Source organism: Sphingobacterium sp. 18053, from assembly GCF_902706145.1.
Classification (GTDB): domain Bacteria; phylum Bacteroidota; class Bacteroidia; order Sphingobacteriales; family Sphingobacteriaceae; genus Sphingobacterium; species Sphingobacterium paramultivorum.
In genome coordinates this window covers 603445-615523 of sequence record NZ_CACSJW010000002.1, presented here as the reverse complement: position 1 = coordinate 615523, position 12079 = coordinate 603445, and the positions used below count along the sequence as shown (strand labels likewise).

Sequence of the window (12079 nt, the reverse complement as noted above, 5' to 3'; positions counted from 1 at the left end):
AGCCCAACTGAGGGGTGATGAATCCTGGGTTTTAAACAAGTTGAGCAATTGGATTTCTAATGCTATTGTGGTAATAAAAATTATAAAGATGAATAAAACAGTAATTCTAAGCATATTTCTAGGGAGTGTGATTGCTTCCTGCAGTGGCGATCAAGATAAGGGGATTCCCGTTGTCAACCTAGAGGCATTGCACGCTATTCCTTTGGATCACGCTATTGATCAATTGGCTAAAGACACGACTTTTATCGATGTTACGCTGCCGCCTAATGCCAGAATAGATCAATTGTCGCAACAGGAGCTGGGCCAACTAAAAGCTGCTGCATATCGTTTTTATCAGCATGTTACACTGGAAAATAATCAATACCGTGTTGATCTTAAAGATCCTAAGGTATTGCATTTATCGGAACAGGTTGTTAAGGCCTATGAACAGGCGATTAACAACACGAATCATTTTGCTGACTCGATGGCGAAAGCAGGCCAAGCCATTCAGTTGCCTCCGGTATCTGAAGAGTACCTCAATAATTTGCTTAAATAACAACTGTGCAGGATATGGTACTATTGGGGCTTTATGTCACATGACAGTTTGGATGTCAGACCTTAACCAAAGAATTTGGACAATCTAGTAACGGAAGTCAATAAAAAAAGAGTATACATCACAATGTATACTCTTTTTTTATTGTTAGTTAAGAATAACTTATATCACTTACAAAGAAAGGATTTCAATGATACGAAGCAGATCTTCATTCATTTTTACGTTATGCTTGATGGCGCTCTTAAAAGGAGTGAATCTTACTTCACTGCAAATCAGTCCGGCCATTTCACCCCTGCGACCTTGTAGTAAAGCCTCTACGGATGCAACTCCAAGCCTGCTGGCTAACACGCGATCCATACATGTTGGGCTTCCGCCGCGTTGAATATGTCCTAAAATCGATAATCTAACATCGTAATGCGGGAAATTTTCCTTGATTTTTTCCGAAACAACCATGCCGCCTTCTTTGTCACCTTCAGCAACAATAATAATGCGGGATGATTTATTTTTACGGGATTTGTCAAGTCTTTTCATGATGGCATCATAGTCTACCTCGAACTCAGGAACCAGAACTGCTTCGGCACCGGTACTGATACCAGAACGAACGGCGATAAGCCCAGAGTCGCGACCCATCACTTCGATCACAAAAAGTCTATCATGAGACTCGGCGGTGTCGCGAATTTTGTCTACGGCTTGGATAACGGTATTAATGGCTGTATCATAACCAATCGTAAAGTCTGTGCCGGCCAAATCGTTATCAATTGTGCCCGGAAGACCGATGATCGGAAAATCGAATTCTTCTATAAATTTGGATGCGCCAGTAAATGTACCGTCGCCACCGATGACAACCATGGCATCAATACCGTGGCTGCGTAAATTTTCATAAGCCTGTTTACGTCCTTCAATAGTTTTGAAGGCCTCGCTACGGGCTGTTTTTAGGATAGTACCACCACGTTGTATGATATTGGCTACAGATTTAGCATCCATGGGGATAATCTCACCATTAACTAGACCATCATAACCTCTGCGTACGCCAAATACTTCCAGATTATTGTAGATACCCGCTCTAACAACAGCACGGATACCAGCATTCATTCCTGGAGCATCTCCTCCAGATGTCAAAACAGCAATTTTTTTAATGTTACTCATACGTACTCAAACTTAGCTATTTTTAAGCGTATATACAATTATATTTCCGTTATTGGAAGTCGCCGATAACGCTATTAAGAACAAGCAATAGCTTTTTTAAGTGCAATTCACCTAAGCGTGAGCTAAAGATAATGTAAATTTAATAATTGCTTTTTCTCATGTATCATTCAATACGGATATCTCCAGCGTATACAGACTATTTTTTTGCCTTAAAGGCGTCAATTCCGCTCTGTAAAAACGCAGTATACTCTGCTACATTATAGTTTGCGCCGGTTTTTGGAACCAATACTGTTCCTGATGCATCGACGATGACATAGAGTGGTTGCGAATTGCTGTCGAAAGCTGAGGCTTGGAAATCACTGTTTTTATTACCTATGGTTTTGATTTTTTTACCACTATATTTTGAAACGAATTGTTCGTTTGCAGGTAATTCTGTTTTATCATCAACAAATAATTCAGCCATAATAAATTCCTCTTTCAAGAGCTTGGCAACCGCAGGATCAGTCCATACATTTGCTTCCATTTTTCGGCAATTGACACAATTCCAGCCTGTAAAATCTATCAATACCGGTTTATTCAGTTCTTTTGCTGTTTCCAAGGCTTGATCATAATCGTAGTATGGATCAAATCCTTTTGGTGTACCACGTTCGTGAAAAATCTCCGCGTATTTTTTAACCTTACCATCATTGTGTGAAGGAGCGGCTGCTATTCCTGCCGACAGGTCAAAGTCCTGTGTTGCCGAAGGTGGCAAGAAGGCTGAAATCGATTTTAGGGGAGCTCCCCACAGTCCCGGTACCATATAGATAACAAAGGAAAATACAATGATAGCGAGAATAGTTCTCGGTACAGAGAGGAATTTTAATTCGCTGTCATGTGAAAACTTGATCTTTCCAATAAGATATAAGCCCATCATACTAAAAATGGCAATCCATAGCGATAAGAACACTTCTCGATCCAGCCAATTCCAATGGTAAGCCAAATCTACATTTGATAAGAATTTCAGCGCTAGTGCGAGCTCTAAGAAGCCAAGTACAACCTTCACCGAATTTAGCCAGCCGCCAGATTTTGGGAGGGATTTTAACATCGAAGGGAACATCGCAAATAAACCAAATGGAATTGCAAGTGCTATAGAAAAACCGAGCATACCGATTGCTGGACCTAAGCGTTCTCCTTTTGAGGCCGCTTCGACCAGTAAGGTGCCAATAATGGGGCCAGTACAGGAGAAAGATACCAGTGAAAGGCTGAATGCCATAAAGAAAAGTCCTACAAGACCGCCTTTGTCGGATTTGGCATCCATTTTATTGACGAAAGAACTTGGCAACGTAATTTCAAAAGCGCCAAAAAAGGACGCGGCAAAAACAACCAATAACAGAAAGAATAGGAAATTAAATACCCCATTTGTCGATAAAGCATTCAACGCATCCGAACCGAAGGCAATCGTAATAATCATTCCTAGAGCGACGTAGATCACAATAATGAAGAGACCATATAAGAGTGCCTTGCTGATACCGCTTGCGCGGCTTCCGGCCTGTTTTGTAAAATAGCTTACGGTAAGTGGGAGCATTGGAAATATACAAGGCATGAGCAATGCTGCGAAGCCGCCAACTAATCCAGCAATAAAGATACTCCAAAGTGATTTTTTTCCTGATTCTTGATTTCCGGAGGAAGCGTTTGCCTTAGCTGGAGCTATTTTACTGCTATCTTGACTAACCATCGTGTCAGGTGAAGCTGTAAAATTTAGATCCTCAGGTACCGCTTCAACAGCAGTAGCTGTATCCGGTGATGATTCAAATTGAAGCCCTTCTGTATTTGTTAAGCTATCTTGTGCAGAGGCAAAAGTTGCTGTAGTTAAAGAAAGGCTGAAAAAAGCAATTAAAAGTAGAATGAATGTGTTTTTTAACATGCGTATGAATTTCTGATGTTATGGTCAAAAATAAAAAAAGGCGATGAGAATCGCCTTATTAATTTATCCGTGTAGAATCATTTTTACTATTTGATTGTCACAGCAAAAGCATATTCGTCTGGAGGAAGACATTGTGATGCATCACATGCTTGCCATTCGACAGTACCTTTAACTGTGGCAGTTCCTTTGTTTAAAGTTACTTTTTGTTGGAAAATTACCTCGTTTGTAAAATAACCAACATCCATCTTAAATACATCCTCATGTTTTACTTTTGGTTTTGGCTCTGCAGTTTTACCTACTAGTGCATAATCAGCAGCTTTAGCGAAGGTGAAGGAAGTTGGAATTGGCCCGCCATCTTTCACATTTTGTGAATAAATGTGCCATCCACTTTGGATTGTAGCTTTTACATAAACTACAGCTTCCTTGTTATTTAACTTTTTGCTGGCCACAGTCCATTTTACAGGCTTGTGAATCTGAGCGAATGCTCCCGTAACTGCAAAAATTACTGCAGTCATTAACAGTATTAACTTTTTCATCCGAATTTAATTTGTTCTTTCCTTTTCCGCTACAACGATTGCAGTGTGTTATTATTCTTTGATGCTTCGTGTGAATAAAGGTTTAATCACGCTGTTGACAAATTTAGAACAAAGGTTTGACAATTCTAAAATGGGCTATCGTTTTTTTGTAAAGATTAGGTAATAAGATGTGTAATTTCTTTGATATCAAATTCGCGAAGGGCGTCTTCCAAAAGAACGCATAGTTTCCCATCGCTAGATACCTGTTGAATGATTCCAGTTTTCTTGATGCCATTGATGAGAAATGGTCTTTCTTCACCTTTCCAAAACAATAACGCGTTGTAGCGGCTTAACTGATATTGGGCACCCTCTTTATAAAGGGTCAGGTACTCCTGTTGGATCACTTGGAACAACTCATGAGCGAGTACCTTGATGTTGTAATCCTGTCGATCGGTCAGGTAGGCGAGCGAGGTTATTGTTGTTGCTGTGTCAAAATTAATTTGATTAATATTTACACCGATGCCGATAATAGCGCTGTCGATTTTACTGCCTTTTAATTTATTTTCTATTAAAATGCCTGTGATTTTTTTTGAATTGACGTAAATATCATTGGGCCATTTCACGGCAACAGGCTGCTCCGTTTTGCTTTGCAGCCAATTGACGGTTGCAATGGCGATTGTAGCTGAAAGCGCAAATTGTTGTGCTATTGGTAGGAATTGAGGCTTTAAGAGGATAGATGTCGTTAGGTTTTTCCCTGGTTCACTGACCCAGGAGCTTCCGCGCTGCCCCTTACCCTGAAATTGTTCTTCTGCTAAAATGGCAGTCCCCTCAGCTAGTGGCTTGAAATTTGACAATAATTCTCTGAGATAATCGTTTGTAGAGGCGACTTTGTCAAGATATATTGTATTTTGACCGATGATAAGTCCCGAAATATTGTTATTTTGCAAACTGAAAGTATTAAATAAATATTAAGTCAAAACTATCACATTTTTTAATGAGTAAAAATAAAAGTTCAGAATTGTCCCAACGTCTATCAGAAATTATCGTTTACGGTATGCAAGAAAAGAAAGCAAACGAGATCGTTCGCTTGGATTTAAGAGATCTTCACAGTTCTGTTTCCGATTATTTTGTGATTTGTCATGCCGATTCTAACATTCAGGTGAATGCGATAGCAAAGAGTGTCGAAGAAGAAGTCTATAAGGCATTTGGTCAAGAACCCCAATATAAAGAAGGACAATCAAATGGAGAATGGTTGATTTTGGATTTTGTGGATGTGGTTGTACATATCTTTAAGACCGAAAAAAGAGCGCATTATGGTATCGAGGATTTATGGGGAGATGCAGAAGTACAGCATTTCCAAAGCGCTTAATTGTCCTCAACGAAAAAATTTATAAAGAAAATATAATTACGATATAATGAAAAAAATCCCGAGTAGTAAGGTAAGCCCGAAACCGCCAAAATTCAATTTTGTGTGGCTTATGATTGCCATGTTTTTAGGTTTTTTTGCCTTACAGTACGTTTTTGGAGAAAACCCAGCTAAGGAAATTAGCTATAGTGATTTTGAGACACGCATGTTGAATACAGGCTCTGTAGAGCGCCTTGTTGCCTATAAGAAGAATGATCTTGTCGAGGTGGAGGTCTATCTAAAAAAGGGCTGGAAAGATAATCCAAGTTTTAAAGACGCTATAAAAACTGCTGATCCGCTTCCAAGTCTATCAGGGCAGGAGGATAAGGGACCACAATATATTTTTAAGGATGCTTCTCCCGATGTTTTAGAAAAGAAATTAGCTGCATCGCAAGCGGAATTAACTCCAGGTACACCAAAGGTCCAATTGACTTATGATGATCGTTCTAATCCATGGGCAAGTTGGTTTATCACGTTTATGTTGCCATTGTTGGTGTTGGCCGCAATCTGGATTTTCTTGATGCGTCGTATGGGCGGTGGTGCTGGCGGCGGCGGCGGTGCAATCTTTAATATTGGTAAATCAAAGGCTCAGCTATTTGATAAAGAGTCGCAGATCAATATCACATTTAATGATGTTGCTGGTCTTGAGGAGGCAAAACAGGAAGTTATGGAGATTGTGGATTTCTTAAAAAATCCACGTAAGTATACGAATCTAGGGGGTAAAATTCCGAAGGGTGCTTTGCTTGTAGGGCCTCCGGGAACGGGTAAGACTTTATTGGCTAAAGCTGTAGCGGGAGAGGCTCAAGTGCCATTTTTCTCACTTTCGGGATCTGACTTTGTCGAAATGTTTGTGGGTGTAGGTGCATCGCGTGTTCGTGACTTGTTTAAGCAAGCGAAAGAGAAAGCTCCATGTATCATTTTTATCGATGAGATTGACGCTATTGGTCGTGCTCGTGGTAAGAACTCGATGATGGGAGGTAATGACGAGCGTGAAAATACATTGAACCAATTATTGGTGGAGATGGATGGTTTTGGTACTGATTCGGGCGTTATTATTTTAGCCGCTACTAACCGTATTGATGTACTGGATACAGCGTTATTGCGTCCTGGACGTTTTGACCGTCAAATTTCTATTGATAAACCGGATTTAATTGGCCGGGAGCAAATTTTTAAAGTGCATCTAAAGCCGTTGAAGTTATCGGCTGAGGTCGATGCAAAGAAATTATCGGCGCAGACACCTGGCTTTGCGGGAGCTGAGATTGCCAATGTGTGTAACGAAGCGGCCCTTATCGCTGCACGTAAAAATAAACCAGAGATTGATATGCAGGATTTTCAAGATGCGGTTGATCGTGTGATCGGCGGTCTTGAGAAGAAGAATAAAATCATCTCTCCGGAAGAAAAACGTATTGTTGCTTATCATGAGGCTGGGCATGCTATTGCAGGCTGGTTTTTAGAACACGCCGATCCTTTGGTAAAAGTATCTATTGTACCACGTGGTGTTGCCGCTTTGGGTTATGCACAGTATCTTCCCCGCGAGCAGTTCTTGTATACGACAGAGCAGCTTATAGACAGCTTATGTATGACTATGGGTGGTCGTGTCGCTGAAGATATTACTTTTGGAAGAATTTCAACAGGTGCTCAAAATGACTTAGAGCGTATCACGCAACTTTCTTATGCGATGATTGCAATCTACGGTATGAATGATAAAGTTGGAAATGTTTCCTTCCGAGACAGTTCTGAGGCATCTTTCCAAAAACCATATTCTGACAAAACGGCAGAGTTGATTGATGCGGAGGTTCGCAACTTAATTAGTGATGTCTATGCACGTACGAAACAGTTATTGCTGGACAAACGTGAAGGTTTGATTAAAATAGCTGAAAAGCTACTGGAAAAAGAAATTCTTTTTCAATCGGACTTGGAAGAGATATTAGGTAAACGCCCATTTGAAACTAAGACTACTTACGAGGAGTTTGTGAATGGTGCTGATGGTGGCGGAGTTCCGCAGACAGATCTACCGTTGGATGTTCACCCGGACGAAGCGCGATCTCGCGAAGAGCAGAGCTCAGAAACACCGTCAAATAATTTGAATTAATTTGAATGCTGCAGCGCTAGAGTCATCTAGCGCTGCATTTATATATACATGCGCCATGAACGTGAAGAACGCAACAGCGAAGGAGGTAATGTTAAAACGGGTACGTCAGGCATTACTACAGAAAAACGATAATCCACATCCCAATTTCAAAGAAACACCGCTTTATAAAGAAGAGGATGAGTTGGTGGATATTGTTTTTGTTCGCGAATTGACTGCTGCGGGAGGCAAGTTTCTGTATTGTGATGGCGAGATCGGTCTGATTGAAAATTTGATTTCATTGACTGAGGAGAATAATATTAAAAATATATACGCTTGGGAACAAGGTGTTCAAAATTTACTCAGTCCATATGGTTTTCCTTTTTTAAAAACAGCGGAAGATTTTGAATTAGCAAATGCAAGTATTACATCATGTGAAGCATTAGTTGCACGCAATGGCAGTGTCATGGTGAGTAATGCAAATGCTTCAGGACGCAGGTTGAGTATATATCCCCCAATTCACATTGTTATTGCCAAAGCTTCGCAATTGGTTTGGGATCTAAAGGATGCTTTAGCCTATATGCAGAAGCGTTACGGTCAGGAAATCCCGACAATGATTTCGACAATTACCGGCCCCTCCAGAACCGCTGATATAGAGAAAAGATTGGTTTTGGGAGCACATGGACCAAAAGAGCTTTACGTTTTACTTTTAGAGGATCGATTCTAAGAATTACTATGCTATTATTTTATCTAACAGAAATGCCTGTTGCGAGTATTATTTTCATTTTTACACTCGCTACCAGTATCTATACATTTTCACATGAACAACTTTACGGTAAACTGATGTTACACCCGTATAGTATCGCACGTAATCGAAAAGTATATACGATTCTTACCAGTGGTTTTGTACATAAAGATTGGGGGCATTTGCTGTTTAATATGCTTACCTTCTACTATTTTGCTTTTGGTTTAGAGCGTATACTTGCAGAAGCAAGTCCATACGGACATATTTTATTTGCCGTGATCTATATAGGTAGTTTAATCCTGAGTGATATTCCAACGATCATTCAGCAGAAAAATAACCCGGGTTATTATAGTTTAGGTGCTTCAGGTGCAATTTGTGCGGTCCTGTTCAGCTACATTCTTTTCGATCCGAAGAGTACCATTGGTGTGATGATGATTATACCGATGCCTGCTTACCTGTTTGCGTTTTTGTTTTTAGGTTACTGCGTGTGGGCGTCAAAAAAAGCACAAGATGGTATAAATCATGATGCTCATTTCTTTGGTGCATTGTCAGGTGTGATCTTGACGATTATCTGTTTCCCTTGGGTTATTAAGCATTGTTTGGCTCAGTTCTAAAATTTTCCGCCCCAGGTTTCCCGGTCTAAATTTCTGTACTGGATTGCTTCGGCGAGATGATGGTTTTCGATCATTTTGCTCCGCTCCATATCAGCGATTGTGCGAGCAACTTTGAGTATTCTATCGTATGCTCTCGCTGATAAGCTGAGGCGTTCAATAGCTGTTTTAAGTAACTTCCTTCCGGCCTCATCAATCTGACATATTTCTCGGGTCAATTGTGTACTCATTTGCGCATTACAATGAACGTTTGGAAAAGAATCAAACCGTTCTTTCTGAATTTCTCGTGTCTGAATGACCCGATTTCGCACAGTACGGCTGTCTTCGGCTTTACGTGTCGTACTCAGCTGGTCAAATAATACAGGCGTCACCTCAATATGCAGATCGATGCGGTCTAAAAGAGGTCCCGATATTTTACTTAAATACCGTTGTACGGTGTTGCTGCCACATATACATTCCTTTTCGGGATGATTGAAATAGCCACAGGGACAAGGGTTCATGGCCGCTACCAGCATGAAACTCGCCGGATAATCCACCGTAAGTTTTGCCCTTGATATGGTAATCTGTCGCGATTCGAGAGGCTGCCGCATGACCTCGAGTACACTGCGTTTGAATTCCGGTAATTCATCCAAAAACAGTACGCCATGATGTGCTAGTGAGATTTCACCAGGCAGCGGATTGGAGCCCCCACCTACCATGGCGACGTCGGATATGGTATGATGCGGAGAGCGAAATGGCCGTGTAGTCAAGAGAGACTCCTTGGTCTTCAGGTTTCCAGATACAGAGTGTATTTTGGTGCTTTCTAATGATTCAGTCATATTGAGGGGTGGGAGGATCGTCGGCAATCTTTTTGCCAACATAGTTTTTCCTGAGCCAGGGGGACCTATTAAAATAAGATTATGACCACCTGCTGCGGCAATTTCCAGGGCCCTTTTAATATTCTCCTGTCCTTGAACATCCGAGAAATCGACATCGTAATTCGCTGTATCGGTATGAAAGAAATTTTGAATATCAACTTTTGTTGGTTCAATTTTTATCCTGTGATTTAGGAAATCAACAACTTGGCTAAGATTCTCTACTCCGATAACATCGACACCTCTGACAATAGCGGCCTCTTTTGCGTTCTCTTGTGGTAAAATAAGCCCTTTAAAGCCTTCTTTCAGGGCTTGTAAGGTGATGGGTAAAATACCGCGGATGGGCTTAATGCTTCCGTCTAATGATAGTTCTCCTAAAATGAGATAATCTGCCAGAAGCTCATTTGTCATTTGCCCGGAGGATGCCAATATGCCGATTGCGATTGATAAGTCGTAACTGGAGCCTTCTTTACGGAGGTCTGCAGGTGCCAAGTTGACAACAATCTTCTGGCGTGGCATGTGAAGTTGACAGGAAGTAATGGCACTTTCGACACGTCTTAAGCTTTCTTTTACAGCATTGTCAGGCAACCCTACAATATAATAATGCAGGCCTGTAGATACGATTACCTCAACGGTAATTGTGCAGGCATTGATTCCATAGACGGCACTGCAATAGGTTTTATTTAGCATAATTTTTATAATGGGTTGATTTAAAGATACTAAAAAACTGAACGGGTTAATAATTGTTTGGTGAATTATTGAAAGTCAATCGAAGTTTATCAAAAAATGATTATATTGGAAGATATAGTTTCTTGTAAATAATGGATTAAATGCCGCGTTTGGCAAACGATTTGCTCTGTTAATTGTATTATTAGCGAGGACTAGATTCATCGTAATAGAATTAGAACTTTAAAACGAAAAAGAAATGAATGACACAAGTAAAGTAGCTTTGGCGTTGTTAGCGGGTCTTGCTGCAGGTGCAGCTTTGGGAGTTTTATTTGCTCCAGATAAGGGGTCGGATACGAGAGATAAAATCAATGATTCATTAAGCGATTTGAGTGATGCTATTCGTGAGAGAGCGGAAGAACAATTCGATCAATTGAATGATTTTAAAGAGAAAATTGTTTCTACATTGAAAGGAAAATTAAATCAAACCGAAGAAGTGCTAGATGATGATATCATCGAACATGCATAGTTCGCAGATTATTCGTATGAATAATTGGTGTAGAATACATATCATCAGGCTATTTCTAGGATAGATTTTTACGATAACACTTTTCTTTTTAGGATAGAGGATTGAAGTTGCTAGCGTTGAGCCGAAACAGGATTCGTTTTATAAACTAGACACTGAAATAGCCTGAATAATTTTAAGATGCATGGAAGAAGAAAAATTTTCACTTAGTGGTACTTTTCAAAAAACCAAAGAGTACATTGACTCCCAGTTTAAGCTTGTCAAATTAAAGACAATTGAGCGTTCTTCTCGATTGATCGCTAGCCTTGTGGTTGATGCGACAAAGCTGATATTCACGTTATTTGTCCTGTTTTTTTTATGCTTGGCACTGGGTTTTTGGCTCGGAGAATTACTGGGGAGTTATTCCTTGGGCTTTTTGGCGACAGCGGGTATTTTTTTAGTGATTATTGTCTTAATACGGGTTTTTGAGCCGATGTTAGAGTCCAAATTTATGGATCTTTCTATCCGCCGTTTTTTGGCTAAATGGAACGATGAGATTGAGGAGGAGGAAGAAGATCTACATAAGGAAAAACTTGATAGAGAAAGGGCTACAAATGAACAATAAACATACTAAAATACGTAACCTACAAGAGCTTAAGGCTGAGATTTCCCGTTTGAAAGCCCTTAAGAATGAGCAAGAAGTCTATCTTAAGACTCAATTTACCTTGCTCAACAATAAAATAGAGGCCCCAATTCGCTTTTTCAATACATTAAAAGATAATATACCGGGGGTAAATATTGTCCAGCAGCTGTTCTCTAAAAGTAGCAATCCAGATTCCGATTGGCTAACGAAGACCTTACGTATCGGCGTGCCTTTTGTTATGAATAGGTTGTTCCTAAAAAATACCGGTGTTTTTAAGAAAGCGTTGATGTTGCTATTGTCAGAGCGTGCTGTCGGCCAGATCAATCAAGATAAAATCAGTGGTCTCCTCAGCAAGTTAACACAGTTTATTCGTCCCAAAAAGAAGAAAAATAAAGCTGCCCAAGCTGAAAATGCGGTTATCAAGGATGAGGTTAACGAGTACGGAATTCCTTCCTATAGCGAAACCTACTAATGCGATCGCGTTGG

Annotated in this window: 13 protein-coding genes; 8 read left to right on the top strand and 5 right to left on the bottom strand. The window is 40.3% G+C overall.

Annotation, left to right across the window (positions count from 1 at the left end):
• Nucleotides 1-88: 88 nt before the first annotated feature.
• Nucleotides 89-535 carry a hypothetical protein gene (locus GVK91_RS06465; RefSeq protein ID WP_159727523.1) on the top strand — a complete coding sequence of 149 codons (447 nt, stop codon included), beginning with the start codon at nt 89-91 and terminating at the stop codon, nt 533-535.
• Between the two features lie 168 nt (nt 536-703).
• Here the strand turns inward: GVK91_RS06465 and pfkA are convergent, their stop codons facing one another.
• From pfkA to GVK91_RS06445, 4 genes are all read right to left on the bottom strand, one after another.
• Nucleotides 704-1678, bottom strand: coding sequence for a 6-phosphofructokinase (gene pfkA, locus GVK91_RS06460; RefSeq protein WP_075990255.1), 975 nt, complete (start codon nt 1676-1678; stop codon nt 704-706).
• Nucleotides 1679-1874: 196 nt separating this feature from the next.
• The gene (locus tag GVK91_RS06455) at nt 1875-3581 is read right to left on the bottom strand and encodes a protein-disulfide reductase DsbD (RefSeq protein ID WP_159727521.1); all 1707 of its coding nucleotides are present in this window, start codon (nt 3579-3581) and stop codon (nt 1875-1877) included.
• An 86-nt stretch (nt 3582-3667) separates the two neighbouring features.
• Entirely contained in the window at nt 3668-4117 is a 450-nt protein-coding gene (locus tag GVK91_RS06450; RefSeq protein WP_182330617.1) for a protein-disulfide reductase DsbD domain-containing protein, read from the bottom strand.
• A 155-nt stretch (nt 4118-4272) separates the two neighbouring features.
• Nucleotides 4273-5043: a biotin--[acetyl-CoA-carboxylase] ligase gene (locus GVK91_RS06445; protein ID WP_220801580.1), complete on the bottom strand. Its 771-nt coding sequence runs from the start codon at nt 5041-5043 to the stop codon at nt 4273-4275.
• A gap of 47 nt (nt 5044-5090) precedes the next feature.
• Here GVK91_RS06445 and rsfS point away from each other — a divergent pair, with 47 nt between their 5' ends.
• From rsfS to GVK91_RS06425, 4 genes are read left to right on the top strand one after another with little or no spacing between them, the layout of a single operon-like run.
• Nucleotides 5091-5465 (top strand): ribosome silencing factor, encoded by a 375-nt coding sequence (gene rsfS, locus GVK91_RS06440; protein WP_046673130.1) that lies wholly within the window; start codon nt 5091-5093, stop codon nt 5463-5465.
• A gap of 46 nt (nt 5466-5511) precedes the next feature.
• The gene (gene ftsH / locus GVK91_RS06435; RefSeq protein ID WP_159727519.1) at nt 5512-7593 is read left to right on the top strand and encodes an ATP-dependent zinc metalloprotease FtsH; all 2082 of its coding nucleotides are present in this window, start codon (nt 5512-5514) and stop codon (nt 7591-7593) included.
• Nucleotides 7594-7648: 55 nt separating this feature from the next.
• Nucleotides 7649-8296 (top strand): lactate utilization protein, encoded by a 648-nt coding sequence (locus GVK91_RS06430; protein WP_120335174.1) that lies wholly within the window; start codon nt 7649-7651, stop codon nt 8294-8296.
• Nucleotides 8297-8304: 8 nt separating this feature from the next.
• Entirely contained in the window at nt 8305-8928 is a 624-nt protein-coding gene (locus tag GVK91_RS06425; RefSeq protein WP_145328760.1) for a rhomboid family intramembrane serine protease, read from the top strand.
• On the opposite strand, the gene GVK91_RS06420 is transcribed toward GVK91_RS06425, so the two are convergent.
• A complete protein-coding gene (locus GVK91_RS06420) occupies nt 8925-10469 on the bottom strand; it encodes a YifB family Mg chelatase-like AAA ATPase (RefSeq protein WP_159727517.1) in 1545 nt (514 codons plus the stop codon). The two genes, GVK91_RS06425 and GVK91_RS06420, sit on opposite strands and share 4 nt — an antisense overlap.
• 235 nt (nt 10470-10704) lie before the next feature.
• Between GVK91_RS06420 and GVK91_RS06415 the strand changes: the two genes are divergently transcribed.
• The 3 genes from GVK91_RS06415 (at nt 10705) to GVK91_RS06405 (ending at nt 12065) form a co-directional block, all read left to right on the top strand.
• Nucleotides 10705-10974 (top strand): YtxH domain-containing protein, encoded by a 270-nt coding sequence (locus tag GVK91_RS06415; protein WP_075990249.1) that lies wholly within the window; start codon nt 10705-10707, stop codon nt 10972-10974.
• Between the two features lie 181 nt (nt 10975-11155).
• The gene (locus GVK91_RS06410) at nt 11156-11575 is read left to right on the top strand and encodes a hypothetical protein (protein ID WP_153844447.1); all 420 of its coding nucleotides are present in this window, start codon (nt 11156-11158) and stop codon (nt 11573-11575) included.
• Nucleotides 11565-12065, top strand: coding sequence for a hypothetical protein (locus tag GVK91_RS06405; protein WP_075990247.1), 501 nt, complete (start codon nt 11565-11567; stop codon nt 12063-12065). Before GVK91_RS06410 ends, GVK91_RS06405 begins: the two co-directional genes overlap by 11 nt.
• The last annotated feature ends 14 nt before the right edge of the window (nt 12066-12079 follow it).

What these genes read in the sequence shown, in the direction of transcription:
- GVK91_RS06465 (WP_159727523.1), top strand. Translation starts at nt 89, where the DNA reads ATGAATAAAACAGTAATTCTAAGCATATTTCTAGGGAGTGTGATTGCT.
- pfkA (WP_075990255.1), bottom strand. Translation starts at nt 1,678, where the DNA reads ATGAGTAACATTAAAAAAATTGCTGTTTTGACATCTGGAGGAGATGCT.
- GVK91_RS06455 (WP_159727521.1), bottom strand. Translation starts at nt 3,581, where the DNA reads ATGTTAAAAAACACATTCATTCTACTTTTAATTGCTTTTTTCAGCCTT.
- GVK91_RS06450 (WP_182330617.1), bottom strand. Translation starts at nt 4,117, where the DNA reads ATGAAAAAGTTAATACTGTTAATGACTGCAGTAATTTTTGCAGTTACG.
- rsfS (WP_046673130.1), top strand. Translation starts at nt 5,091, where the DNA reads ATGAGTAAAAATAAAAGTTCAGAATTGTCCCAACGTCTATCAGAAATT.
- ftsH (WP_159727519.1), top strand. Translation starts at nt 5,512, where the DNA reads ATGAAAAAAATCCCGAGTAGTAAGGTAAGCCCGAAACCGCCAAAATTC.
- GVK91_RS06430 (WP_120335174.1), top strand. Translation starts at nt 7,649, where the DNA reads ATGAACGTGAAGAACGCAACAGCGAAGGAGGTAATGTTAAAACGGGTA.
- GVK91_RS06425 (WP_145328760.1), top strand. Translation starts at nt 8,305, where the DNA reads ATGCTATTATTTTATCTAACAGAAATGCCTGTTGCGAGTATTATTTTC.
- GVK91_RS06420 (WP_159727517.1), bottom strand. Translation starts at nt 10,469, where the DNA reads ATGCTAAATAAAACCTATTGCAGTGCCGTCTATGGAATCAATGCCTGC.
- GVK91_RS06415 (WP_075990249.1), top strand. Translation starts at nt 10,705, where the DNA reads ATGAATGACACAAGTAAAGTAGCTTTGGCGTTGTTAGCGGGTCTTGCT.
- GVK91_RS06410 (WP_153844447.1), top strand. Translation starts at nt 11,156, where the DNA reads ATGGAAGAAGAAAAATTTTCACTTAGTGGTACTTTTCAAAAAACCAAA.
- GVK91_RS06405 (WP_075990247.1), top strand. Translation starts at nt 11,565, where the DNA reads ATGAACAATAAACATACTAAAATACGTAACCTACAAGAGCTTAAGGCT.